The sequence below is a fragment of the Thalassospira sp. genome, from assembly GCF_002709775.1.
Classification (GTDB): domain Bacteria; phylum Pseudomonadota; class Alphaproteobacteria; order Rhodospirillales; family Thalassospiraceae; genus Thalassospira.
This window is the reverse complement of sequence record NZ_PAQR01000036.1, coordinates 1-23,442: the sequence shown is the minus strand read 5'-3', so window position 1 is coordinate 23,442 and position 23,442 is coordinate 1. Positions and strand designations below refer to the sequence as shown.

The 23,442-nt window shown below is 56.1% G+C and carries 21 protein-coding genes; 10 read left to right on the top strand and 11 right to left on the bottom strand.

Translation table 11 applies throughout. From position 1 onward, the window contains the following. Window positions 1-54 precede the first annotated feature (54 nt). Complete coding sequence (locus tag CMO10_RS13500; RefSeq protein WP_297023067.1) at window positions 55-933, bottom strand: aldo/keto reductase family oxidoreductase; 879 nt, start codon at window positions 931-933, stop codon at window positions 55-57. 107 nt (window positions 934-1,040) lie between these two features. Between CMO10_RS13500 and CMO10_RS13495 the strand changes: the two genes are divergently transcribed. After that, window positions 1,041-1,946: a LysR family transcriptional regulator gene (locus tag CMO10_RS13495; protein WP_297023063.1), complete on the top strand. Its 906-nt coding sequence runs from the start codon at window positions 1,041-1,043 to the stop codon at window positions 1,944-1,946. Between the two features lie 84 nt (window positions 1,947-2,030). Here CMO10_RS13495 and dnaJ read toward each other — a convergent pair whose 3' ends face one another. The 3 genes from dnaJ to CMO10_RS13480 form a co-directional block, all read right to left on the bottom strand. Next, complete coding sequence (gene dnaJ / locus CMO10_RS13490) at window positions 2,031-3,182, bottom strand: molecular chaperone DnaJ (protein WP_297023060.1); 1,152 nt, start codon at window positions 3,180-3,182, stop codon at window positions 2,031-2,033. Window positions 3,183-3,286: 104 nt separating this feature from the next. After that, on the bottom strand, window positions 3,287-5,203 hold the full coding sequence (dnaK, locus tag CMO10_RS13485; protein WP_044829835.1) for a molecular chaperone DnaK: 1,917 nt from the start codon (window positions 5,201-5,203) through the stop codon (window positions 3,287-3,289). A gap of 349 nt (window positions 5,204-5,552) precedes the next feature. Continuing rightward, window positions 5,553-6,053, bottom strand: coding sequence for a DUF2244 domain-containing protein (locus tag CMO10_RS13480; RefSeq protein WP_297023058.1), 501 nt, complete (start codon window positions 6,051-6,053; stop codon window positions 5,553-5,555). 191 nt (window positions 6,054-6,244) lie between these two features. Between CMO10_RS13480 and nth the strand changes: the two genes are divergently transcribed. After that, a complete protein-coding gene (gene nth, locus CMO10_RS13475) occupies window positions 6,245-6,886 on the top strand; it encodes an endonuclease III (protein ID WP_297023124.1) in 642 nt (213 codons plus the stop codon). 42 nt (window positions 6,887-6,928) lie between these two features. Here the strand turns inward: nth and CMO10_RS13470 are convergent, their stop codons facing one another. After that, the gene (locus CMO10_RS13470) at window positions 6,929-8,236 is read right to left on the bottom strand and encodes a penicillin-binding protein activator (RefSeq protein ID WP_297023056.1); all 1,308 of its coding nucleotides are present in this window, start codon (window positions 8,234-8,236) and stop codon (window positions 6,929-6,931) included. Between the two features lie 68 nt (window positions 8,237-8,304). Here CMO10_RS13470 and rsmI point away from each other — a divergent pair, with 68 nt between their 5' ends. Both rsmI and CMO10_RS13460 read left to right on the top strand, forming a co-directional pair. Beyond that, complete coding sequence (rsmI, locus tag CMO10_RS13465; RefSeq protein ID WP_297023053.1) at window positions 8,305-9,363, top strand: 16S rRNA (cytidine(1402)-2'-O)-methyltransferase; 1,059 nt, start codon at window positions 8,305-8,307, stop codon at window positions 9,361-9,363. 2 nt (window positions 9,364-9,365) lie between these two features. Further along, window positions 9,366-9,749: a YraN family protein gene (locus CMO10_RS13460; protein ID WP_297023050.1), complete on the top strand. Its 384-nt coding sequence runs from the start codon at window positions 9,366-9,368 to the stop codon at window positions 9,747-9,749. A gap of 29 nt (window positions 9,750-9,778) precedes the next feature. Here CMO10_RS13460 and CMO10_RS13455 read toward each other — a convergent pair whose 3' ends face one another. After that, a complete protein-coding gene (locus tag CMO10_RS13455; RefSeq protein ID WP_297023049.1) occupies window positions 9,779-10,186 on the bottom strand; it encodes a DUF2000 family protein in 408 nt (135 codons plus the stop codon). Between the two features lie 32 nt (window positions 10,187-10,218). Here CMO10_RS13455 and CMO10_RS13450 point away from each other — a divergent pair, with 32 nt between their 5' ends. The 6 genes from CMO10_RS13450 (at window position 10,219) to CMO10_RS13425 (ending at window position 18,554) form a co-directional block, all read left to right on the top strand. Further along, complete coding sequence (locus CMO10_RS13450) at window positions 10,219-11,082, top strand: AraC family transcriptional regulator (protein ID WP_297023046.1); 864 nt, start codon at window positions 10,219-10,221, stop codon at window positions 11,080-11,082. A 146-nt stretch (window positions 11,083-11,228) separates the two neighbouring features. Further along, window positions 11,229-11,861 carry a BON domain-containing protein gene (locus tag CMO10_RS13445; RefSeq protein WP_297023044.1) on the top strand — a complete coding sequence of 211 codons (633 nt, stop codon included), beginning with the start codon at window positions 11,229-11,231 and terminating at the stop codon, window positions 11,859-11,861. 93 nt (window positions 11,862-11,954) lie between these two features. Next, window positions 11,955-12,920 (top strand): SirB1 family protein, encoded by a 966-nt coding sequence (locus tag CMO10_RS13440; protein WP_297023041.1) that lies wholly within the window; start codon window positions 11,955-11,957, stop codon window positions 12,918-12,920. Window positions 12,921-13,587: 667 nt separating this feature from the next. Further along, entirely contained in the window at window positions 13,588-14,577 is a 990-nt protein-coding gene (locus CMO10_RS13435) for an adenosine kinase (protein WP_297023038.1), read from the top strand. Between the two features lie 438 nt (window positions 14,578-15,015). Beyond that, on the top strand, window positions 15,016-16,827 hold the full coding sequence (gene typA / locus CMO10_RS13430) for a translational GTPase TypA (protein WP_297023034.1): 1,812 nt from the start codon (window positions 15,016-15,018) through the stop codon (window positions 16,825-16,827). A gap of 149 nt (window positions 16,828-16,976) precedes the next feature. After that, window positions 16,977-18,554: an AmpG family muropeptide MFS transporter gene (locus CMO10_RS13425; RefSeq protein ID WP_297023031.1), complete on the top strand. Its 1,578-nt coding sequence runs from the start codon at window positions 16,977-16,979 to the stop codon at window positions 18,552-18,554. Window positions 18,555-18,684: 130 nt separating this feature from the next. On the opposite strand, the gene ptsN is transcribed toward CMO10_RS13425, so the two are convergent. From ptsN to CMO10_RS13400, 5 genes are all read right to left on the bottom strand, one after another. Next, window positions 18,685-19,149 carry a PTS IIA-like nitrogen regulatory protein PtsN gene (gene ptsN, locus CMO10_RS13420; RefSeq protein WP_044829846.1) on the bottom strand — a complete coding sequence of 155 codons (465 nt, stop codon included), beginning with the start codon at window positions 19,147-19,149 and terminating at the stop codon, window positions 18,685-18,687. 38 nt (window positions 19,150-19,187) lie between these two features. Continuing rightward, the gene (hpf, locus tag CMO10_RS13415; protein ID WP_044829847.1) at window positions 19,188-19,784 is read right to left on the bottom strand and encodes a ribosome hibernation-promoting factor, HPF/YfiA family; all 597 of its coding nucleotides are present in this window, start codon (window positions 19,782-19,784) and stop codon (window positions 19,188-19,190) included. A gap of 163 nt (window positions 19,785-19,947) precedes the next feature. Continuing rightward, entirely contained in the window at window positions 19,948-21,522 is a 1,575-nt protein-coding gene (gene rpoN, locus CMO10_RS13410; RefSeq protein ID WP_297023026.1) for an RNA polymerase factor sigma-54, read from the bottom strand. A 63-nt stretch (window positions 21,523-21,585) separates the two neighbouring features. Further along, window positions 21,586-22,419, bottom strand: a complete 834-nt coding sequence (gene lptB / locus CMO10_RS13405) for an LPS export ABC transporter ATP-binding protein (RefSeq protein ID WP_044829849.1) — start codon at window positions 22,417-22,419, stop codon at window positions 21,586-21,588. 14 nt (window positions 22,420-22,433) lie between these two features. After that, window positions 22,434-23,327 (bottom strand): LptA/OstA family protein, encoded by an 894-nt coding sequence (locus CMO10_RS13400; protein ID WP_297023022.1) that lies wholly within the window; start codon window positions 23,325-23,327, stop codon window positions 22,434-22,436. Window positions 23,328-23,442 lie beyond the last annotated feature (115 nt).

Genomic DNA, 23,442 nt, shown 5'->3' with positions numbered 1-23,442 from the left:
AGGCCCGTAATGGCATCACCGGAAATGCACAAAATCCGGTGATGCCGATAAGGATCAGGCTTGGGACTGCCCCGCGATCCCGTCCAGTTCGGCAATCGCATCAGCAGGTAGCGACAGCTCGACAGATGCAAGGTTCTGTTTGAGATGATCCAGTGAGGAAGTCCCGGGGATCAGCAAGATGTTGGGGGATCGCTGCAACAACCAAGCAAGGGCAACCTGCATCGGCGTCGCGTCCAGACGCTTCGCAACGCCTGAAAGCGTGTCAGATTGAAGCGGCGTAAAACCACCAAGCGGGAAGAATGGCACATAGGGGATGCCATCCTTGGCCAGCTGATCAATCAATGTGTCATCGCCGCGATACGCCAGATTATACTGGTTCTGGACACAAACGATGTCGCAGATCTTGCGACCTTCTTCGATCTGTTTGGCCGTCACATTCGAAAGACCAATATGCCTGATAAGGCCTTTCTCCTGCAGTTCCGCCAGAACACTGACCTGTTCTTCAATCGATCCTTCTGCCGGACCATGCAGGCCATGCATGGAGCGGAAATTGACCACATCAAGAACATCCAAGCCAAGATTGCGCAGATTGTCATGCACGGCATTGGTCAGTTCTTCCGGGCTCAGGGCCGGTAACCAGGATCCGTCGTCACCACGCTTTGCACTGATCTTGGTAACAATCGTCAGGTCATCCGGATAGGGATGAAGAGCTTCGCGGATCAGCTGGTTGGTAATATGCGGCCCGTAAAAATCACTGGTATCAATGTGATCAACACCGGCCTCGATCACGGCGCGCAGCACAGCAATCGCGGCTTCCTTGTCCTTGGGTGGACCAAACACACCCGGACCTGCCAGCTGCATCGCGCCATACCCCATGCGCTTTACGCGGCGATCCCCGATGGTAAAGGTTCCTGCCTGTTTCAAATCACTCATGAAAGCCTCCTTGGCTGTCTGGAAATTGGACATGCGGGAAGGCTACCGATTGCATCAGTGATCAACAATCCGCTACAATTTAAACAAGCTGTACGGATTTAAGAACAATGAAACTTGATCTCGCAACAATCACCGCCTTTGTCACCGTTGCCCGCGCAGGCGGCTTTCGCGAGGGCGCACGCGCCAGTGGCGGCAGTGCATCACGGCTTTCCGAGCAAGTCCGACGGCTTGAGGCACAGCTTGGTGTCAGGCTGTTTAACCGCAGCACACGCAGCGTCACCCTGACCGAGGCCGGCGAAGGGCTGCTTAATCGATTGTCGCCCGCGATTGACGAGATGGAACTGGCCCTTGATGTGGTCAACAGCTTCCGCGACAGGCCTGTCGGCAACCTGAAACTTAATGTGCCCACAGTGGTCGCGCGATTGATCCTGCCCAAGATCCTGCCGGACTTTCTGGCCGCCTATCCCGATATCCGGGTCGAGATTCTGACCGAGGAAAGCTTTGTCGATGTGCTGGCTGAGGGCTGTGACGCTGGCATTCGCTATGACGAAGCGCTTGAACTCGACATGATAGCGGTTACGATTGGTCCTGCCACGCAACGCTATGCTCTGGCTGCGTCGCCTGCCTATCTTGAAACACATGGCACGCCGGAACATCCACGCGACCTTCTGAAGCATGCCTGTATTCGCGGGCGGTTTCCCAGTGGGGCTATGATGGAATGGGAATTTGAGCGCGGCGATGATCTGATCGTGGTTAATCCCGATGGGCCGCTTCTGGTGCGTCCGGGCGGCGGTACCGATCTTGCGATTGATGCGGCCTGTGCCGGAACCGGGATCATTTACCTGTTTGAAGACTGGCTCAATCCCTATCTTGATGACGGGCGTCTTGTTCCCGTCATGAAAGACTGGTGGCTAAGCTTTCCGGGGCCAAAGCTTTACTACCCGGATCGCAGACTTGTCCCAAGCCCCTTGCGGGCCTTCATTGATTACATCAAGGCACATCCTTGGCACTAACCAACCATAAGAAAACCCCGCCTCGACATCCCGAAGCGGGGTTTGAAATCTTAAAGTTCTTGGCAAAAACACCTGCTCAAAGACTTAGTCGGTCAGGTCTTTCCAGATTTCTTTCATCTTGGAGAAGAACCCTTCGCTTTCCGGGTGCGAACCTTCTTCGCGCGAAATCTCGTCGAATTCCTCAAGCAGTTCTTTCTGACGGTCTGTCAGATTGACCGGGGTTTCGACGCTGACTTCGACAAACATGTCACCGCGTGCCTGGCTGCGCAGGATGGTCATGCCCTTGCCGCGCAGACGAAGCTGTTGGCCGGACTGTGTGCCCGCCGGGATATTGATCCGCGTACGCGTGCCTTCGATCGTCGGGACCTCGATGGTGCCACCAAGGGCAGCCTTGCTCATCGGGATCGGAATCCGGCAATAAAGGTTGGCACTTTCGCGCTGGAAGAAGCGGTGATGCTGAATATCAAGGAAGATATACAGATCGCCCGGAGGTGCACCATTGGTGCCCGCCTCGCCCTCGCCCGCAAGGCGAATGCGCGTGCCGTCTTCGACACCGGCCGGAATGGTGACCTGAAGGGTCTTTTCCTTTTCAACGCGGCCAACCCCGTGACAAGCCTTGCACGGGTTTTTGACCATCTTGCCCTTGCCATGACAGCTCGGGCAGGTGCGTTCAATGGTAAAGAAGCCCTGCTGTGCGCGAACCTTGCCATGACCGTTACAGGTCGGGCAGGTAACCGGCTGGGAACCGGGTTCTGCGCCGGTTCCGTCACATTCGTCGCACTGGACCGATCCGGGAATGGTAATTTCGGCCTTCTTGCCTTCGAATGCTTCTTCAAGCGTGATCGCCATGTTGTAGCGCAGATCCGCCCCACGGGACGATCCACCGCCACCACCGCGACGTCCGCCGCCCATGGCGCCAAAGATCTCGTCAAAGACATCGGCAAAACCGCCGCCGCCAAATCCACCGCCGAAGCCGCCACCAAAGCCGCCTCCGCCACCGGGGCCGCCCTGTTCAAAAGCAGCGTGGCCAAAGCGGTCATAGGCCGCACGTTTTTCCTGATCCTTCAGGACTTCGTAGGCTTCGTTAACCTGTTTGAATTTGACTTCTGCTTCGGTATCGCCCGGGTTTTTATCCGGGTGATATTTCATGGCTTGCTTGCGATAGGCGCTTTTCAGCTCGGCTGCGCTGGCATCTTTGCTGACACCCAGCAGCTCGTAATAATCTTCTTTCGCCATCTGTAACTCCGAAATACGGTCGGGCCGTTCCAGCAAATCCTTGCGTCCGGAACGGCCCGATTTTTCTTTACAGGGCGTCGTTCAAGACGACCTCTGCGGTCGCCTTACTTGTCTTTTTTGTTGTCATCGACTTCTTCGAAGTCGGCGTCAACAACACCGTCGTCGGCCTGTGCAGAGGCATCGGCTTCTGCCGCTTCACCGTCGCCAGCTTCTTCCTGCTGAGCCTGATACATGGCTTCGCCAAGTTTCATCGAGGCCTGCTGCAGTTCGTTCAGCTTGGTGGTGATGGCTTCAGCATCTTCACCGTCCTTGGCTTCTTTCAAAGCCGACAGGGCGTTTTCGATTTCCGACTTGGTCGCGTCGTCAACCTTGTCACCATGCTCCGAAAGGTTCTTTTCGGTGGCGTGGATGATGGCTTCTGCCTGGTTGCGGGCTTCCACAAGGGCTTTACGCTTCTTGTCGGCTTCGGCGTTGCTTTCCGCGTCCTTGACCATGTTTTCGATCTCGTCGTCGGAAAGACCACCAGATGCCTGAATGCGGATCTGCTGTTCCTTGTTGGTCGCCTTGTCCTTGGCAGACACGTTGACGATACCGTTGGCATCAATGTCAAAGGTCACTTCAATCTGCGGAACACCGCGCGGTGCCGGCGGGATACCAACCAGATCGAACTGGCCAAGCATCTTGTTGTCGGCCGCCATTTCACGTTCACCCTGGAAGACGCGGATGGTCACGGCCGTCTGATTGTCTTCAGCGGTCGAGAAGGTCTGCGACTTGCGGGTCGGGATCGTGGTGTTACGGTCGATCAGGCGGGTGAAGACACCACCGAGCGTCTCGATACCAAGCGACAGCGGGGTCACATCAAGCAGAAGAACGTCTTTGACGTCACCCTGCAGGACACCACCCTGAATCGCGGCACCAAGGGCAACAACCTCATCCGGGTTCACACCTTTGTGCGGATCACGGCCAAAGAACTCTTTAACGCGTTCCTGAACCTTCGGCATACGGGTCATACCACCGACCAGAATGACGTCGTCGATTTCACCTGCGGTGATACCGGCGTCTTTCAGGGCCGCTTTACACGGGGTCATGGTGCGTTCGATCAGATCGCCCACCAGACCTTCAAGCTTCGCACGCGACAGCTTGATGTTGAGATGTTTCGGGCCGGATGCGTCTGCGGTGATGAACGGCAGGTTGACATCGGTCTGCATCGACGAGGAAAGCTCGATCTTGGCTTTCTCGGCAGCTTCTTTCAGACGCTGCAGGGCCAGACGGTCCTTGCGCAGGTCGATCTGCTGTTCCTTTTTGAACTCGTCAGCAAGGTAATCAATGATCTGTTTGTCGAAGTCTTCACCACCAAGGAAGGTGTCACCGTTGGTCGATTTAACTTCGAAAACGCCATCGCCGATTTCCAGAACCGACACGTCAAAGGTACCACCACCAAGGTCATAAACGACCACGGTGCCGCCGTCTTTCTTGTCCAGGCCATAAGCCAGCGCTGCTGCAGTCGGCTCGTTGATGATACGTTTGACTTCAAGACCCGCAATCTTGCCGGCGTCTTTGGTCGCCTGGCGCTGGGAATCGTTGAAGTATGCCGGAACGGTAATCACGGCTTCGGTTACCGGCTCGCCAAGATGGCCTTCGGCGGTTTCCTTCATTTTCTGAAGCACCATGGCTGCGATCTGGCTCGGGGCCATTTTCTCGCCATTGACTTCAACCCATGCGTCGCCGTTCTCGCCCGAAACGATTTTGTACGGAACGAGGTCTTTGTCTTTTTCGACTTCCGGGTCGCCGTAGCGACGGCCGATCAGACGTTTGATGGCAAACAGGGTGTTTTCCGGGTTGGTGACAGCCTGGCGTTTCGCCGGCTGACCGACAAGGCGCTCACCATCATCGGTGAAAGCGACCATTGACGGAGTGGTACGAGCACCTTCGCTGTTTTCAATCACGCGGCCTTCTTTGCCGTCCATGACTGCTACGCACGAGTTGGTGGTGCCAAGGTCGATACCAATAATCTTACCCATAGTAAGTTCCTCTTTTAGCGGCCGGTCCGTCCCGCAGCCTCCGAAATGAAGCGCCGCGCAGGACCTCCTGGGACCAATGGTTGTAATACACGTAATTTTTCTGGGGGCTCTTCGTTACCCCGCGAACCTATATATGAAAGTCGCCACAAAGTCGCAAGCGGTCAAAGTGGGGAATCTTGGCTGTTTTTTTTCCCTTCAAACCGCAAATTTGGCCCGATCAACCCTATCAGAGCCCGACCAAACCGGCAAAATCACGAAAAATCACCGTTTTTTCGGACGCGAAACCGGGCTTGGGCCAAGGTTTCAAATTGTCTCATAACCGGGTTGCAAAACAGTCAGACCACAGGACTCAGATCGGAATATCGGCAGGATTGCAGCGAGTTTGGCGCAAGACAGTCTCAAGCTTGATCGCAAGACTTTCCTTTTCATCGGCACCTAGAAAACGCGCAATTTCGAGACTTTTGCCATGTGTGCGCAGGAAAAGGGTCGCTTGTTCATCCTCACCACGTTCGAGGACCACGCGCAGCCAATAGGGCTGGAAATCAAATTCCTGACGCTCTCCGCGCACCGAAATCCGTGTCACCCGAAGATTGCCCGGAGCCAGTTCAATGCGCTCTTCCTGGCGGGCAGATCGGAAGCTGAAATAAAACGCCAGCGACAGCAAGATCACATCAAGCCCCAGGAACCCGATCACCGGCCAGGCACCGACCGACCAGAAGATAAACCCGATGGTCGTGGTCAGGGCTGTCAGAAACAGCACAATATTCCGAGCAGCCCGGCGCGACAGCGATCGCGGCGGAAACAGATCCACCCGAAAGATCGGTTTTGCTGAACGCGGCACGTTTGGCATTTGAATTACCTGTTGCTGGATATCGAATTGTGCGCCGGGCTACAGCCCAGCTGCAATCAAAATTCGATTTTTCAAACCTCACCGTTTATATAGTTTGCGAAGAAGAGATCGGATCAGGGGATAAGCATCAGCAACATGCCCCGCCGCAAATATCGATACATAAAAAGAGATTGCAGTCCATGGCCCGCCCGATGAACAAAGCCGCCATCGAAGAGTTTTTCCAGCGTCTGTCCGATGCCGATCCGGAACCGAAGGGGGAGCTGGATTACACCAATCCCTATACCCTTCTGGTGGCGGTTGCTTTGTCAGCACAGGCGACCGATGTCGGGGTCAACAAAGCGACCAAGAAGCTGTTTCAGATCGTCGAAACCCCGCAGGATATGCTGGATCTTGGTGAAGAGACGCTGATCGAGCACATCAAGACCATCGGGCTTTATCGCGGCAAGGCCAAGAATGTCATGGCAGCCGCCAGGATCCTTGTCGAGAAACATGGCGGGATCGTTCCCAACGATCAGGAAGCGCTGGAAGAATTGCCCGGTGTCGGGCGCAAAACCGCCAATGTCGTGCGCAACATCGCCTGGGGCGAGCATACCATGGCGGTTGACACCCACATTTTCCGGCTGGGTAATAGGACCGGCATGGCCAACGGCAAGACGGTTCTGGCCGTTGAAAAGGCACTTTTGAAAAAGGTCCCGGCGCGCTTCATGACCCATGCCCATCACTGGCTGATCCTGCATGGGCGCTATATCTGCAAGGCGCGCAAGCCGCGTTGTGGCGACTGCATCGTCAATGATCTGTGCAATTACAAAGACAAAACGCCTGCCGAGGCATAACCCGGCAGGCGTTGTGAAATTAAGCGTTTCAGGCGTTTCTGATCAGAAAACCAGATCAAAGCTTGCCGGGGCCGGTGCCACCACCTGCGCCCCTTCCGGCTGGATTTGCATGATGGCGTAGCCGCGTTCAGACTGCCCATCCGGCGTCAGGCGGAAAATACCATCCACACCGACAAAGCCCCCCGGATTGGTCAGGGTTTGCTGGCTCATATTATTTTCATCACGCGCCATCAGGGCCGCCAAAGCCGTGCTGTCATAGGCAAGGCTTGAGATACGCGGCGGCTGACTGCCAAAGGTGCGCTCAAAGCGCGCAGCAAACAGTTCCCAGTTTTCCGGGTTGGGTGCGGCAAAAATCCCGCCCTTAAGGGCCGGTTCGGCAAACAGGCCCGGATCGTTCCAACCGAACGTGCCAATAAACTGAACGACTGACGGATCAATATCGTAATAGGCCAGAAGCGAGGAGACCTGACGCAACTCGCCCCCCGTTGCCGGCAGGATCAAGGCATCAAAATCAAGCTCGCCAAAAGTGTCGACCCCTTCAAGACGGCGCAGCGCCCGTTTCGAGCCGGCACTGCCATCGGCTTCAAGCTGGGCCTTGTGGGCGCGAAGGTTTGCACGGCGTGCATCGTAATTGGCAAAATCGCGAATGGTTTGCTGCAATTCGTCGGAGCCGGGCTGATAGAACGCCACTCGGCCAAGGCTGCCGCCGACCCGAGAAACAACGTTATTCAGACCGCTTGCGATCTGACGGCCATAATCATTTTGCGGCAGAAGGGCTGCAAAGCGATAACGCCCCTGTGTCGTCGCATAGCCCGCCGCACGCGCAATCTGGTCTTCGGGGATCAGGCCATTGACCCAAACACCACTTTCCGCCACCCGACGGTTATTGGAAAAGGCCACCACCGGCACATTGGCCGATTTGGCCACTTCGCTGGCACCACTAACCGATTCGGCAAAGAGCGGGCCCAGGATCATCTTGGCCCCCGCATCGACTGCCTCACGCGCGGCGTTCTGCCCACCCTGATAGGTCCCGGCCGTATCAATCGGCATCAGGATGAAGTCATCGCCGGCAATATCAAACATGGCCAGTTCTGCGGCATGACGCATCGCCCGGCCAAGCTCGCCATGCTGGCCCGAAAGCGGCAGCAAAAGCGCCACCCGCTTTTCAAAGACGGCCGCATCATCGTTATAAAGCATCGGAAGCTCAGCCCCCTCGCCTTCAGGCAGGGCGGCTTCACTTGGCCATGGATTGGCATCGGGGATCAGGCCCTGATCAGGCGCACTGTTCGGATCAACGGTGTTCTGGCCGGGCTGATTTGCACTTTGAACCGGGGCCCCATCACGTTGCATGCCGAAAAGGTCCGTGATACTCGTGGTCGCATTACATGCGCTCAGCCCGAGAGAGAGGACAACCACAGATGCCGTCCGGCGCGCGATCCGGCCCCAAGCCGGAAATAGATCCGAAAACCGATCCTGATCTGACAACGCCTGACTTGGCAGCGCCTCTTTCTGCATCCGGTTCTTTGACGGATGACGTTTCGGACAACCCACTCTCACCTCCAGATAAGTCGTTTCGTCCGCAGGGTAATGCGGGCGAGGATGCAAGTAAACATGATGAAAGCCATTTGCCGCTTTCAGCTGGTCTTTATCTTGTCGCTACTCCAATCGGAAATTTGGGCGATATTACGTTCAGAGCGCTCGAAATTCTTAAACGCGCCGATGTGATCCTGTGCGAAGACACAAGAACGTCGGGCAAATTGCTGTCGCGTTATGGCGTAAAAACCAAGCGAATCGCCTATCACGAACATAATGCCGCGCGCATGCGCCCCGAAATCATGGACCGTCTTGGCAAGGGTCAGGGACTGGCACTGATTTCCGACGCTGGCACACCCTTGATCAATGATCCGGGCTATAAGCTGGTGCGTGATTGCAAGGAAGAAGGCTTTAACGTCACCGCCGCCCCGGGTGCGGCATCGCCGATTGTGGCCCTGATCCTGTCGGGATTGCCGAGCGATCATTTCTTTTATGCCGGGTTCCTGCCGCCGAAATCCATGGCGCGTAAAAAGGAACTGGCGCGGTTTGCACCGATCCCGGGCAGCCTGATCTTTCTTGAAAGCCCCAAACGCCTGGCCGCAAGCATTGCCGATATGGCCGAAACGCTGGGCGGCACACGCGAAGCCGCCGTGACTCGCGAACTGACCAAGATGTTTGAAGAAGTCCGCAACGGCACATTGGCCGATCTCGCCGCCCATTATGATGAGACCGGCGCGCCGAAGGGCGAGATTGTGGTGATTGTCGGCCCGGCAGATGCCAGCGACAACGAACCAAGTGCCGAGGATATTGACGCACGCCTGAGCGAGTTAATCAAAACCCACCGCACCAAGGAGGCCGCCGATATCCTGGCAAAAGAAACCGGCCTTAAGAAGCGTGACCTTTATAATCGCGCGCTTGAACTCGCCAAATCGGACCCGGACTGACCATGGCCCGACCCCGTTCCTTGCCTGATGACACATCAAGCCGCAAGCGGGCGGAAAAGGCTGGACGGCGGGCTGAAACACTCTGTGCTCTTTGGTTACGTCTAAAAGGCTATCGCATTCTCGCAAGCCGCCATAAAAGCCCGGTCGGTGAAATCGACATCATCGCCAAGCGCGGAAATATCCTGATCGCGGTTGAGGTCAAAAATCGCACCGATCGCACAACCGCCCTGCATGCCATCACCCCCAAGCAACAAAACCGTATTGCCCGCGCGCTCGAAGCTTACGCGGGCAATATCGGCCATGCGGGTGATCTTCGCCTTGATCTGATGATTGTTGGTCGCTGGGGGCGGTTGGAGCATCTCAGAAATGCCTGGCAGGTTTCGTAAAGGCCGAAGCCTGCCGACCGGCATGAGCGTCAGGGATGCATCTTCGCACCCTTGGTGATTTTATCGACACTGCGCTTATCAGCGTGAATGCCAAGACCGACAAATCGGGCGTTTTCCGGATCGGCCTTGGCAAACACATCGCGATTGGCCTCGTCATGGCCGGTCGAAAACATCTCCTCGATATAGGCCGAGACCCGCACACCACGATTCAGGGCGCGCTGATGAATTTTCGTTATCGTGTCGCCGTCTGCCGCCAAAACGATGGCCGGTTGGCGCGATAGCGGGTTATAGACATTCTGGTTGGCGTCAATATAGGGCGCACCAATAATGTCGGGCGTCTGGGCAACAATGCCGCTCATCAAAAACGCCGTGACATTCAGGGATTGCCAAGTTTCAAGATCATTGCGCAAAATCAGGGCGACTTTGGTATCAAACATTTCCTTCCTCCAGTCGGTCAGATGATCCGGTAATGAAAGAAGCAATAGACCAGCCAGATGATCGCGGTATTGAACGTTTGTGCAAAAAGCGCGAACGGTTCGTTGCCGCCCCGACCGCACCCGGGATCGAACGGATCGAAGCCCTGTTTTACGGCAATATGTTCACCCCGCATCGCCACGATACCTATGCGCTGGGCATCACGATGCAAGGCGTTCAGACCTTTAACTACCGTGGTGAATTTCGCGCCAGCAACCCGGGCAACGTGATCATCTTGCACCCTGACGAGCTGCATGACGGCGGGGCGGGGACCGATGATGGCTTGCAATATCGCATGCTCTATCTTGAACCGGCCTTGTTGCGTTCGGGCCTTGATCACGAAGCCGACCCCCTGCCCTTTGTCGGCGAACCGGTCATTCAGGACCCGGCTCTGTGGTCAATCATGGCCTCTGCCCTTGGCGAGCTTGAACGCGATATGGATCCGCTGTTGCGTGATCAGTTTGTCGGCGACATTGCCCAGCGCCTGTCACTGCACGCCAAGACCCCGCTGAAGCGTCCGCGCTTTACCGCCAGCGAACGCATGGATCAGGTCCGGGCGTTCCTTGAAGATAACTTTGACCGCCCGGTGCAATCTGACGAGCTTGAACAGGTTGCCGATATGGATCGCTTTCGCCTGATCCGGCATTTCCGGGCGCGCTTCGGGACGACACCCTATCGCTATTTGATGATGCGCCGATTGCAAAAGGCCCGCGCACTGATGGCACTTCACCAGCCGCTTGCCGGGATCGCGGCCGAAACCGGCTTTGCCGATCAAAGCCATTTCAACCGGCATTTCCGCCAAACCTATGGCGTATCGCCGGGGCGCTGGACAGAATTGTTTGCCGGCAAAACCCACTGATCGCAGTTCTCTGCCAGCTAGCCCGGTCACGAATCTGCAGAAAAATGCATTTTTGCTGATAAAGCGGTGCAGATTTTAAAACTCTTTAACCCCCACGCGCGAATATTAAGTCCAGAGACTGGGGGAACTGGGCGAGACATCCGTAAATGTCATCAAAAAGAATGGTCAATCGACCACTTGGCTTTGCCAAGGCACTTCTTCTGACGGGTATGTGCATTTTGCCGCTTTCGGGATGCACACCTGCATCCGTTGTACTCGGAGCTGGCGCGACCGCCGGGGTTGCAGCTTTTCAGGAACGCGGGTTTGACGGCGCGGTCAGCGATACGGCTATCACCGCCCAGATCTGGCAGAAGTTTCTGGCACAGGACGAAAAACTGTTTCTCGATATCGAGATTGAAGTGGTTGAAGGCGAAGTTCTTTTGGCCGGGCAAGTGCCCACCGTCACCGATCAGCTTGAAGCCGTACGGCTTAGCTGGCAGGTTGACGGGGTCAAAAGTGTTCATAACGAGATCGAGATCGGTGACAGCATGACGTTCGTCGACAGTGCGAGCGATCTGTTGATCACCACAAAGATCAAAACCGCCTTGATGTTTGATGGCGATGTTTTCGCGATCAATTACAGCGTTGAAACCGTCAATGGCACCGTCCACCTGATGGGCATTGCCCAGGACGACCTTGAACGCAGCCGCGTGATTTCACATGCCCGCGACACCAGTTATGTCAAACGGGTTGTCAGTCACATCCGCCTGAAAGACGACGCCATCCGACAAGGAACCTGAACCATCAGTACCGTAAGCCACATAACAGCACCGAGCGATCCGGATCGCCAATGGCTTGTCGATTATGGCAAGGGCAAAAAGCCTGACGCCAGCGTGGCGGAGGCGGCCCTGCATTTTGCCCGTCTCAATCAGTCAAACGGCACGCATAAGCGTGACATCGCACCGTTTCTGGCCATCCTTGATGATCTTGCCGATCAGGTCCGGGCTGAACTGGCCGGGCTGACCTTACAACCCGATCTTGCCACCGATGGCACGGATCAGCGCACCTTACCCGTTGATGACAAGGAAGCCGAACCGACCATTGATCAGGTTGTCCGCGCCTTGCAGACCGTCATTGCCGAGCGCAACGGTTTTCAGGGGGATGCGGAAAACTATGACGACATGGCCAATGCCGACCTGATGCAGGTGATTGAGCGCAAGCGGGGTCTCCCGGTTGCACTGGGCATGCTTTATATCCATGCGGCCCGACGATGCGGCATTGCAGTGACCGGCATTGATTTCCCCGGCCATTTCCTGCTGCGCGTGCAGGCCAACGGCAAACGCAAGATGATCGACCCGTTCCATGGCGCAATTAGCCTGGGACCGGCCGAACTGCGCGAATTGTTGAAGTCCTTTAGCGGCCTTGATGCCGAACTGGCACCACAACATTACCGCCCGTCTTCCGATATCGATATTTTGTTACGACTTCAAAACAACATAAAGGTACGGGCGCTTAGGGCCGGTGAATTGCAGCTCGCAACCCGCGTGGTCGAGCACAGTTTGCTGATCGCGCCAGAGCATGAAGGCCTTTGGCATCAGCTTGGCGCGCTATATGCCCGCCTTGATCAGGACCATATGGCGCTTGGTGCGTTTGAGCAGTTCGTCAAGCGCTGCGAAGACCCCCTTCACCGCGCCCGGATCGAAGCCGTGATCGAAGAATTGCGTGATCGGCTCAGCCAGGATGCCGTCCACACGGACAGCAAAGGCAAAACCGACGCTGGCACGGCGGGCCACATCAATGAGGACAGCACGGGATCAGAGAAAAGCAACGATCCGATCCCGCTTTTCCCCGATAAGTAGTCCCCGGATTTCCCTGAATCTCCCCCGATCTATCCTGAAATGACCCGGTTTGGCGGCGTGCCGTTCATGACGCCCCGCCTCTACTCTCGCACATCGAAATGGCCTATTTCGATATGTAGAGATAAACAATAATATCTAATTATAGCAATATAACATAACTTCATTTTATCTATTTCAAGACAAAACAGTTTGTCCGGATTTTCACACCCCTGCAAAATCGGCAAATTGACGATTCAAAATCATGTAAATTTGCTTGTTGTGGCATTTTTGGCCAATTTTCAGGCCACAAGCACCGTGTTATCTGCGAAAAGACTAAACAAAGCGCGAACCGTTGATTTCCGGGGGTTTGCGGCCGAGCCCTTTTGGCCGGGCGAGTTCAAAAGCGATTTTCTCCACCCTTGGTTTTGATTTCGGATCGCCATCAGATCGAATTTTGCCGATCATCGCCCGAAAAAACATCTTTTGTAGTTTTTCTGATGGTTAAGGCGGGGTTAAACGACCGGGGACGAAACAGTTGCAAGACTTGCACCGCAAAATCCATTCCCTATACTCCGCAACAGTCCATATTGAAGGCAGTCGGGGGCGGCCTTGCGCCACCCTTGTACCGCGCGGCTTACCGGGATCATCACGGTGCCGTTCAAACCGAATAACCGCAGGAAACTACTACATGAACGACACCAAATTCGACGTCGTCGGGATCGGCAACGCCATTGTCGATGTCCTTGCCCACTGCAAGGAAGAAGACCTTGAGCGTCTTGAGCTTGTTAAAAACGCCATGACCCTGATTGATGCCGACCGTGCAGACGCACTGTATGAACAGATGGGACCGGGTCTTGAAATGTCGGGCGGATCGGCCGGCAACACGATGGCCGGCATCGCAGCCCTTGGCGGCAAGGGTGCCTATATCGGCAAGGTGCGCGACGATCAGCTCGGTCAGGTTTTCCGCCACGATATCCGTGCGATTGGTGTCGCATTTGATTCTGCTGCGGCCACCGCAGGTTCGCCGACCGCGCGTTGCCTGATCTTTGTCACCCCGGATGGTCACCGCACCATGAACACCTTCCTTGGCGCCTGCACCGAGCTTGGCCCGGAAGACATTGATGAAGATCTGATCAAATCCGCCAAGGTCACCTACATGGAAGGCTATCTGTGGGATCGTCCGGAAGCCAAGGATGCCTTTGTCAAGGCTGCCAAGGTTGCCCATGACGCCGGTCGTCAGGTTTCCATCAGCCTGTCTGACTCGTTCTGCGTTGATCGCCACCGCGAATCCTTCCGCGAACTGGTCGATGACCATATTGACGTCCTGTTCGCCAACGAGGACGAGATCAAGTCGCTTTATGAGGTTGAAACCTTTGAAGAAGCACTGGCCGAAGTCCGCAAGCATTGCCGTGTCGCGGCCCTCACCCGCAGCGAAAAGGGTGCGGTGATCGTAAGCCAGGACGAGCTTTATGAAATCAGCGCCGAGCCGGTCTCCAAAGTCGTCGACACCACCGGTGCCGGCGATCTGTTCGCATCAGGCTTCCTGTATGGGTACACCCAGGGTCACACCCTTGAGATCTGTGGTCAACTCGGCGCGATCTGTGCGGCCGAGGTGATTTCGCACATGGGCGCACGCCCGGATGCCGATCTTAAGGAACTGATCGCAAAGGCGATCTGATCACGCCTTTATATAAAGCGTGACCACATCCAAAAGATTTCACGGGACGGCAACAATTGGCTGCCGTCCCGTTTTTTTGCGCCCAAGGGCACGGTTTGCAAAGCGCTGCAGCGCAACACAAGCATTGACTTTGTCCAGAGTTTGGCGCAAACAGCCCGCATTGCAGAATAATCAACCCGACATGGCGCTTACAACGCTGGCCTTTCGCCTCCACATTGGCTATGACAGGGCGGCCTTCGGGCATATCTGCACGATTACGATCCGGGCCAGTAAACATTCAGCACATATGTTGATGTCGGGTTCCCGCCGGTGATACCGGCGTGTGGCAACCCCAAACCGTTTTGCTGAATATCTACTGGCCTTGAAACACTTACTTATTGACCGATGCGCATGGGCGTTTCCCGGCGCGCGGCATTTTTATTTCTGGAGTCCGCGCCCATGAGCTTGCGCAATATCGCCATCATCGCCCACGTTGACCACGGCAAAACCACGCTGGTCGATTCCATGTTCCGCCAGTCCGGTGTCTATCGTGACAACCAGCGTGTCGACGAACGCGCCATGGACAGCAACGATCTGGAACGTGAACGCGGCATTACCATCGTCGCAAAACCGACGGCCGTTCAGTGGGGCGACACCCGCGTAAACATCGTTGATACCCCGGGCCACGCCGATTTCGGTGGCGAGGTTGAGCGTATCCTTTCCATGGTCGAAGGCGTTGTTCTGCTTGTTGACTCGGCCGAAGGCCCGATGCCGCAGACCAAATTCGTTCTCGGCAAGGCGCTGAAACTTGGTCTGAAGCCGATTGTTGTCATCAACAAGATCGACCGTCCGGACCAGCGCGCCGAAGAAGTCCTCGACGAGATTTTCGATCTGTTCGTATCGCTCGAAGCATCCGAAGAACAGCTCGACTTCCCGGTTCTGTATGCATCCGGTCGTGACGGCTGGGCGGCTGAAAGCCCGGAAGGCCCGAAAGAAAACCTGACTCCGCTGATGGAGCTGGTTCTCAAGCACGTTCCGGCACCGGACGTTGATGAAAACGCACCGTTCGCCATGCTGGCCACCATGCTGCATGCTGATAACTTCCTCGGTCGTATTCTGACCGGCCGTGTCTATCAGGGCCGTGCGAAACTCAACATGCCGGTGAAGGTCCTTCGCGAAGATGGCACGGTTGAAACCGGCCGCCTGTCCAAACTGATGGGCTTCCGCGGCCTGGAACGTGTCCCGCAGGACGAAGCTGTCGCTGGTGACATCATCGCGATTGCCGGTCTGACCGAAGCAACCGTGGCCGACACCATCTGCTCGACCGAAGTCACCAAATCCATCGAAAGCCAGCCGATCGATCCGCCGACCCTGGCGATGACCTTCTCGGTCAACAACTCGCCGCTGGCCGGTCAGGAAGGTGACAAGGTTACCTCGCGCATGATCCGTGCCCGTCTGGAACGCGAAGCCGAAGGCAACATCGCCATCAAAATTGGCGAAACCGCCGACAAGGATGCGTTCGAAGTTGCCGGTCGTGGCGAACTTCAGCTGGGCGTTCTGGTTGAAACCATGCGCCGCGAAGGCTTTGAGCTTTCGATCTCGCGTCCGCGCGTTCTGTTCCAGGAAGTCGACGGCGTCATGTCCGAGCCGTTCGAAGAAGTCCAGGTTGACGTTGACGAAGAATATTCCGGCGTCGTGGTCGAGAAAATGAGCCTGCGCAAGGCCGAAATGACCGACATGCGCTCAAGCGGTGGCGGCAAGACCCGTATCATCTTCATCGCGCCGTCGCGTGGCCTGATCGGTTATCACGGTGAATTCCTGACCGATACCCGCGGTACCGGTGTGATGAACCGCGTGTTCCATTCCTATGGTCCGGTCAAGGGTGCCATCGCGGGCCGTCGTAACGGTGCGCTGATCTCCAACGATCAGGGCGAAGCGGTTGCCTATGCGCTGTTTAACCTTGAAGATCGCGGCATCATGTTCATCGAACATGGCGAACGCGTCTATCAGGGCATGATCATCGGTGAGCACAACCGTGACAACGATCTTGAAGTCAACGTGCTCAAGGGCAAGAAGTTGACCAACGTCCGTGCATCGGGCAAAGACGAAGCTGTTACCCTGACCCCGCCGCGCCGTATGTCGCTTGAAGAAGCCCTGTCCTACATTCAGGACGACGAACTGGTCGAAGTCACCCCGCAGAGCGTGCGTATCCGCAAACTGCACCTCGATCCGAACGTTCGTAAGCGCGAAAGCCGCAAGAAAGAAGGCTAAGCCTTCCTTTCACGCCAAATTCAAAAAGGCCGGTCCGATGGATCGGCCTTTTTTCTTGCCCGCATCCTGCCCCGCACCCGGGCTTTTTTGGTTTCATTAACCAGTTTGGCCTAGCTTCATGCCAGCATATTTCAACGCGGGGGAAATCAATGGACAGCATGGAAAAGCGAAGCTGGGGGGCGGCCTTTGGTGCCTTCATCCATCCACGCGTCATTACGATGCTGTTTCTGGGCCTTTCGGCCGGCATTCCCATCCTCCTGATTTTCTCGACCCTGTCGATCTGGCTGCGCGAAGCGGGTGTTGATCGCTCCACCGTGACCTATTTCAGCTGGGCGGCCCTTGGCTATTCCTTCAAGTTTGTCTGGGCGCCACTGATTGACCGGCTGCCCTTCCCGGTCCTGCACAGCCTGATGGGCAGAAGACGCTCCTGGCTGATCATTGCCCAGGTCGCGATTATCGCCGCCATCCTGTGGATGGGCCTGACCGATCCGGCCGAAAACCTGACCATGATGGCCTTTGCCGCCGTGGCACTTGGTTTTGCCTCAGCCACTCAGGACATCGTCATTGATGCCTATCGTATCGAGGCGGCCGACGCCGACCTGCAAGCGATGATGAGTTCAGCCTATATCGGCGGCTATCGCATCGGCATGATAATTGCCGGGGCTGGCGCGCTGACCATTGCCGGCCTGTTTGAGGCCGAAGGCGTCTATCAGCATTACGCCTGGACGGTTGCCTATGGCTGCATGGCGCTTGCCATGTGTATCGGGGTGATCACGACCCTGCTGGTCAGTGAACCCGATATCCCGCGCATGGAAAGCAAGTTCTTCCACAAGACATCGGACTATGCCCGGTTTCTGGCGATGTTTGCCGTCACCGTCATCGCCTTTGTTGCCGCGATCTACTATTCCGGCAACATCACCGATCCGCTGCGTGCCTCGCTCACAGATGGTGGCATGATTACCGAGCTTTCCGGCTTTATCGCAGGGACGCTCAAACTTGGGATTGCCATCGCCTTTGCCATCCTTGTTGCCTGGCTGACCACGCGCGTTGGACTGACCCCGACCGGCATGGTGCAGGAAGCCTATATTTCGCCGGTGAAGGATTTCGTTGATCGCTATGGCAAGGCGGCCATTGTCGTGCTGGTGCTGATTGGTGTCTATCGCATCGCAGACATCGTCATGGGTGTTATGGCCAACGTGTTCTATACCGCCCTTGGCTTTTCCAAGGAAGAAATCGCCGCCGTGTCCAAGACGTTTGGTTTGTTCATGACGATTGGCGGCAGTTTCCTGGGCGGATTACTATCAGTCCGCTATGGCGTGCTCAGGATCCTGTTCCTTGGCGCGTTTTTGGCGGCCATTTCCAACATCCTGTTCGCCTTCCTCGCCCAGATCGGTGCAAACACTACAATGTTCATTATTGTGGTGATGGCCGATAACCTGTGTGGTGGTTTGGCAACGGCAGCCTTCATCGCCTATCTGTCCGGGCTGACCAACATTTCGTTCACCGCCATGCAGTACGCGATCTTCAGTTCGATCATGACCCTGTTTCCGAAAATCCTTGCCGGGTTCTCGGGCACGGTGGTCGATAGTGTCGGCTATAGCTGGTTCTTTATCGGCACGGCCGTGATCGGCATTCCGGTTCTGTATCTGGTGGTCCTTGCCGGTCGCCTGACCAACGTCAAGGAAGCCGAAGACGCCGAGGACACAAAGAAGAACGCCGAGGCCTGATCAGGCTGGCCGTAAACCCGGCCAGCAGCCACAACCAGATACCCAAAACAAAACCGGACGCCTGATGTGGCGTCCGGTTTTTTTTAATCTTGTCTCTGTTACGGGGGTTACCCGCCGCTCACTGACCGTTTCACGCGGCCTGTTCGGCCTCGTCCTGGGTCAGCAATGCGTAGATCGCGTCGGCCGAGCCGGCCCCGCGGAGCTTGTCACACATGCCCTGATTGCGCAGCAGACGGGAAATCCGTGCCAGCGCTTTCAGATGATCTGCACCGGCTTCTTCGGGTGCAATCAGCATGCAAAACAGATCGACCGGATGTTCGTCGACCGCATCAAACTCGATCGGGTTACCTGCACGGGCAAAGACCATATACAGGCGGTCCAGATCATTGAGTTTGCCATGCGGAATCGCGACACCGCCACCGACACCGGTGCTACCAAGCTTTTCACGGTCAAGCAGGACAGAGAAAATCTCGCTGGCAGGACGGCCGGTAACTTCGGCGGCCTTTTCGGCAAGTTCCTCAAGCACAGCCTTCTTCGCACCGGAACGCAGTGCCGGAATAACTCCGGAAGGAGTAAGAATAGATGATATGTCCATTTTTCGCGTTGCGTTGTTTGGCTCGGAATCTGTGTCTGTCACGCGCCGCTCGCTTCGCTATCGTTTGGGTCAAGCCATCCGATATTTCCGTCCGAGCGACGGTAGACAACGTTCAGTCCGCCATGTTTGCCATTCCGGAACATCAGTGCCGGAATGTCCCCCAAGTCGAGCCGCATGACAGCTTCCCCAACGGAAAGCGTATCGATGCGATCGGGTGTCTCGGCAACAATCACCGGTTCGTAGCCGTTTGTGTGATTATCATCCGAATGATCTTCGTCTTCCTGTTCGATCACATAATGGATCGCTTCCAGGCGAGCCTCTTCAAAATGATCTCGGGTCGCGTGATGGTCACGCAGGCGTCGTTTATAACGCCGCAACTGTTTGGCCACTCTGTCACAGGCGGCATCAAAAGCGGGATAAACCTCGTCCGCTGATGCCTTGGCCTGAACCATCATGCCTTTGCCGACATGGACCGATATCTGCGCATTATAGAGATGTGCCTGTTTGGTGAGGGTCACCGTGGCTTCGATCGCGTGATCGAAATACTTCTCTACTGCAGGGTCCAAGGTCTCGACGACGTGTTGGCGAAGTGCATCGCCGACGTCAAGTTGCTTACCGATAACCGTAATTTGCATGGATCGCCTATCCCCGGTTGAGTGACTTACCAGTACATGTGGATGTTTGGTGCCCCTCGCTCAGGTGGGCGCACCATATTCCCTCGTCATTACCAAGTCAAGATATGGGTATGTTCCCTTGAATTACAGCACCTTAAGGTGCATTTTTTTCGATAAAATCGTGCTAGGAAGCACGTGATTTTTTCTCGCGCCGACGCTGCACTGACGATGGGATGCGCATCGCTTCGCGGTATTTTGCCACTGTTCGACGCGCAATGTCGATCCCTTCCTTGCCCAGAAGTTCAACCAGTTTGTCATCCGACAAAATCTTCTTGGGTTCTTCGTTGTCGATCAAGGACTTGATCCGGTGGCGCACCGCTTCGGACGAATAGGCATCGCCACCATCAGAAGATGAAATAGCCGTGGTAAAGAAGTATTTCAGCTCGAACATGCCGCGCGGGGTCGACATGAATTTACCATTGGTGACACGCGAAACCGTACTTTCGTGCATGCCGATCGCCTCGGCAATGTCGCGCAGGATCAACGGGCGCAGATGCCCGACCCCGTGGGTAAAGAACCCGTCCTGCTGCCGGACAATCTCGCTGGCCACCTTCATGATGGTGGTGGCGCGCTGATGCAACGCCTTGACCAGCCAGTTGGCACTTTGAAGCCGCTCGCTCATGAAGCCGCGTTCTTCGCGACCCTTAAGGCCCGATCCGATCTGGGCCACATAATCTTCATTGACCAGAACACGTGGCAAGGCCTCGGAATTAAGCTCCAGATGCCAGTTGCCATTCCCCGCCGCCCGCATCAGAACGTCCGGGATCACGGGCGTTGCGATCTCACCATCGGCGGTCTTGCCCGGGCGCGGATCAAGGGTTTTGATCTCGGCGATCATGTCATGGAGATCATCCGAATCGACCCCGCAAACCCGGCGCAGGCGATCAAAGTCACGCTTGGCCAGCAATTCAAGGTTTGCCAGCAATGCCGCCATCGCCGGATCAAACCGGTTGAGTTCGCGCAGCTGCAGCTCCAGACATTCCGACAGATCACGGGCAAAAATCCCGACCGGATCAAACCCCTGCAGGGTTTTTAGCACCCGTTCGACATCTTTGATGTCGCATTCAAGCGCTTCGGAAACTTCATCAAGATCGCCGCTGATATAGCCGTTCTCATCAAGCATATCGATCAGGTAGCTGCCGATCATGCGCGACATGGCATCGGCAAAGGCGATGTTAAGCTGATCATCAAGGCTCTGGCGCAGGGTTGCTTCATCGGCCAGGGTCTGTTCAAGCCCCGGAAGGTCATCGCCACCGGCCGAACCACCGCCAGCACCCCCCGCACTGCCATAGGGGGCGGAATAATCATGGCTGCCCGACACCGGCTCGCCATTACGGGTGATTTCGCCCTCGCCGCCATAAAGCGCATCGCTTGAAACATCGAGCGGGCCGTCATCGCTGCCCATGGTTTCACTTGATGTCAGGCGGTCGGTGCCAAACTGGTCATCGCGGTCGGAAAAATTGTCGCTTGATCGGCTATCAAGCCCGTCATCGCCATTGCCCACCGCACCGTCACCGGCCTCGGCATAGGTCTGACCGGGGTCGGCCCGCTCCAGCAGCGGGTTTTCCATCAGTTCACTGTCGATGAAATTGGAAAGCTCAATATTATTGAATTGCAGCAGCTTGATTGCCTGCTGCAGCTGGGGAGTCATGACAAGTGACTGGGACTGGCGTAGATCCAGACGCGCCTTCAGGGCCATTTATGCACTACCCCGTGTCAATCCGAACTCCCCCAAGACTTCAATGACGGTCCGGCGGCCTTATCAGAGGCTGAAACGATCGCCCAGATAAACCCTGCGGACATCGTCGTTACGAACGATTTCCTCAGGACCACCTTCCATCAAAACCCGACCGTCATGCAAGATATATGCCCGGTCAATAATGTCGAGAGTCTCGCGCACATTGTGGTCAGTAATCAAGACCCCAATGCCACGATCTTTCAGATGACGTACAAGATCGCGAATATCACCCACTGCAATCGGGTCAATCCCGGCAAGTGGTTCATCAAGCAGAACAAAGTTCGGATGGGCCGCAAGGGCACGGGCAATCTCGCAACGGCGGCGTTCCCCACCCGAAAGGGCAAGGGCCGGTGTGCGGCGCAAATGTTCGATTGCAAATTCTGCCAGAAGGTCTTCAAGAGTCTGTTCACGCTTGAGGCGGTCATCCTCGACCACTTCAAGAACAGCCATGATGTTCTGTTCAACCGTCATGCCGCGGAAAATCGAGGCTTCCTGCGGCAAATAGCCGATTCCCATGCGTGCGCGCTGATACATCGGCATCATGGTGATGTCGCGCCCATCCAGCGAAATCGTGCCACGGTCTGCGGCAATCAGGCCGGTAATGATATAGAAACTGGTGGTCTTGCCAGCACCGTTCGGGCCCAGAAGGCCAACCGCCTCGCCACGCTGTACTGAAACAGACACGTCTTTAAGCACCGGGCGCTTCTTGAAGCTTTTGCCCAGGTTATGCGCCACAAGACCCTTGTTCGTGGTGATCAGGCGCGGGCCGGATGCCCCGCCGTCAGATGGCTGTGCGCTGCCCGATGCAGCTGTCGCCTTTGCGTTGTCGGATTTTACGCTTTTGCGCGACCAGAACAAATGACCGACCTTTCTCAGTTACCGGTCCCGGCATCAGCCGGGCTGTTGTTTTCGTCTTTTTGCGGGACCAGAAGGCCCCGAACGCGGGTTTTGCCATCGCCATTACCGTCAGCCATCAGGCGACTGACCCCGGTATTGAGGTCGACCACGGCACGATCCCCGTTCAACTGGTTCTCTCCGCGGGTGATCTTAACCGATCCGATAAGGGTGGCGATACCTGTTTTCGCATCATAAACACCCTGATCCCCGACAACAAACTCAGTTGCTGTGCGAATATTCACATTGCCTTGTCCATCAATGCGGCGCAACTCGTTTGCGCCTGCCTGACCGGCATCAAAGCGTGCCGTCAGGACATCGCCGCGAAGGGTGCGATCTTCCGATACGGCAACCGCGTCACCGCGCGCCACTGCGACCCGTTCTGTTTCCCAGTATTCAAGGCTGTCACGCGCCGTCAACGTTTCGCTGGGTGTGGTATATTTAAGGTTCTCACCAGTCAGAACGACCACGGCTTCGTCAATGTCATAGACGGCACGATCGCCAACGGCGACATCGGTATCGGATGACAGTTTGACATTGCCGGTCGCAATGATGCGGTAAATCTCGCTATTGCCATCACGATCGCGATACAGCGCCTGGAGCTCATCGGCATCAACGCGCGATGTGCCGCGCTTGGCGACCGCATTTCCGCGTGCGATCAGGACCTGTTCATTGCGGCGCCATTCGATGCCGTTATCAGACTCGACCTCAAGTCCGCCACTGCCGTTTTGCGCCAGTCCCAGCGGATTGGCCGCAGCGGTTTGCGACATACTGGACAGGCCAATCACGGCCGCACCCAGCATAAGGCCCCCTAGCATGAAGGGTGTCAGCAGCGTTCCAGTCTTGCGGGCGAGATGCGGCATCGCAATCATGACTTCCCTCTCATTGCTCCGTCGAATTCATTGCACTGTCGAAAATCACCAGACGGGATTTCCCCAAAAAGCGGATCACCGCCCCCTTGTCTTCAAGCTCAAACCCGGAATCGGA

What these genes read in the sequence shown, in the direction of transcription:
- CMO10_RS13480 (WP_297023058.1), bottom strand. Translation starts at nt 6,053, where the DNA reads ATGCCAAACGTGCCGCGTTCAGCAAAACCGATCTTTCGGGTGGATCTG.
- hpf (WP_044829847.1), bottom strand. Translation starts at nt 19,784, where the DNA reads ATGCAAATTACGGTTATCGGTAAGCAACTTGACGTCGGCGATGCACTT.
- CMO10_RS13435 (WP_297023038.1), top strand. Translation starts at nt 13,588, where the DNA reads ATGAACGACACCAAATTCGACGTCGTCGGGATCGGCAACGCCATTGTC.
- ptsN (WP_044829846.1), bottom strand. Translation starts at nt 19,149, where the DNA reads ATGGACATATCATCTATTCTTACTCCTTCCGGAGTTATTCCGGCACTG.
- CMO10_RS13450 (WP_297023046.1), top strand. Translation starts at nt 10,219, where the DNA reads ATGAAAGAAGCAATAGACCAGCCAGATGATCGCGGTATTGAACGTTTG.
- CMO10_RS13460 (WP_297023050.1), top strand. Translation starts at nt 9,366, where the DNA reads ATGGCCCGACCCCGTTCCTTGCCTGATGACACATCAAGCCGCAAGCGG.
- rsmI (WP_297023053.1), top strand. Translation starts at nt 8,305, where the DNA reads ATGCCGTCCGGCGCGCGATCCGGCCCCAAGCCGGAAATAGATCCGAAA.
- CMO10_RS13400 (WP_297023022.1), bottom strand. Translation starts at nt 23,327, where the DNA reads ATGATTGCGATGCCGCATCTCGCCCGCAAGACTGGAACGCTGCTGACA.
- CMO10_RS13500 (WP_297023067.1), bottom strand. Translation starts at nt 933, where the DNA reads ATGAGTGATTTGAAACAGGCAGGAACCTTTACCATCGGGGATCGCCGC.
- CMO10_RS13455 (WP_297023049.1), bottom strand. Translation starts at nt 10,186, where the DNA reads ATGTTTGATACCAAAGTCGCCCTGATTTTGCGCAATGATCTTGAAACT.
- dnaK (WP_044829835.1), bottom strand. Translation starts at nt 5,203, where the DNA reads ATGGGTAAGATTATTGGTATCGACCTTGGCACCACCAACTCGTGCGTA.
- rpoN (WP_297023026.1), bottom strand. Translation starts at nt 21,522, where the DNA reads ATGGCCCTGAAGGCGCGTCTGGATCTACGCCAGTCCCAGTCACTTGTC.
- typA (WP_297023034.1), top strand. Translation starts at nt 15,016, where the DNA reads ATGAGCTTGCGCAATATCGCCATCATCGCCCACGTTGACCACGGCAAA.
- CMO10_RS13470 (WP_297023056.1), bottom strand. Translation starts at nt 8,236, where the DNA reads ATGCAACGTGATGGGGCCCCGGTTCAAAGTGCAAATCAGCCCGGCCAG.
- CMO10_RS13425 (WP_297023031.1), top strand. Translation starts at nt 16,977, where the DNA reads ATGGACAGCATGGAAAAGCGAAGCTGGGGGGCGGCCTTTGGTGCCTTC.
- CMO10_RS13445 (WP_297023044.1), top strand. Translation starts at nt 11,229, where the DNA reads ATGTCATCAAAAAGAATGGTCAATCGACCACTTGGCTTTGCCAAGGCA.
- nth (WP_297023124.1), top strand. Translation starts at nt 6,245, where the DNA reads ATGAACAAAGCCGCCATCGAAGAGTTTTTCCAGCGTCTGTCCGATGCC.
- CMO10_RS13495 (WP_297023063.1), top strand. Translation starts at nt 1,041, where the DNA reads ATGAAACTTGATCTCGCAACAATCACCGCCTTTGTCACCGTTGCCCGC.
- dnaJ (WP_297023060.1), bottom strand. Translation starts at nt 3,182, where the DNA reads ATGGCGAAAGAAGATTATTACGAGCTGCTGGGTGTCAGCAAAGATGCC.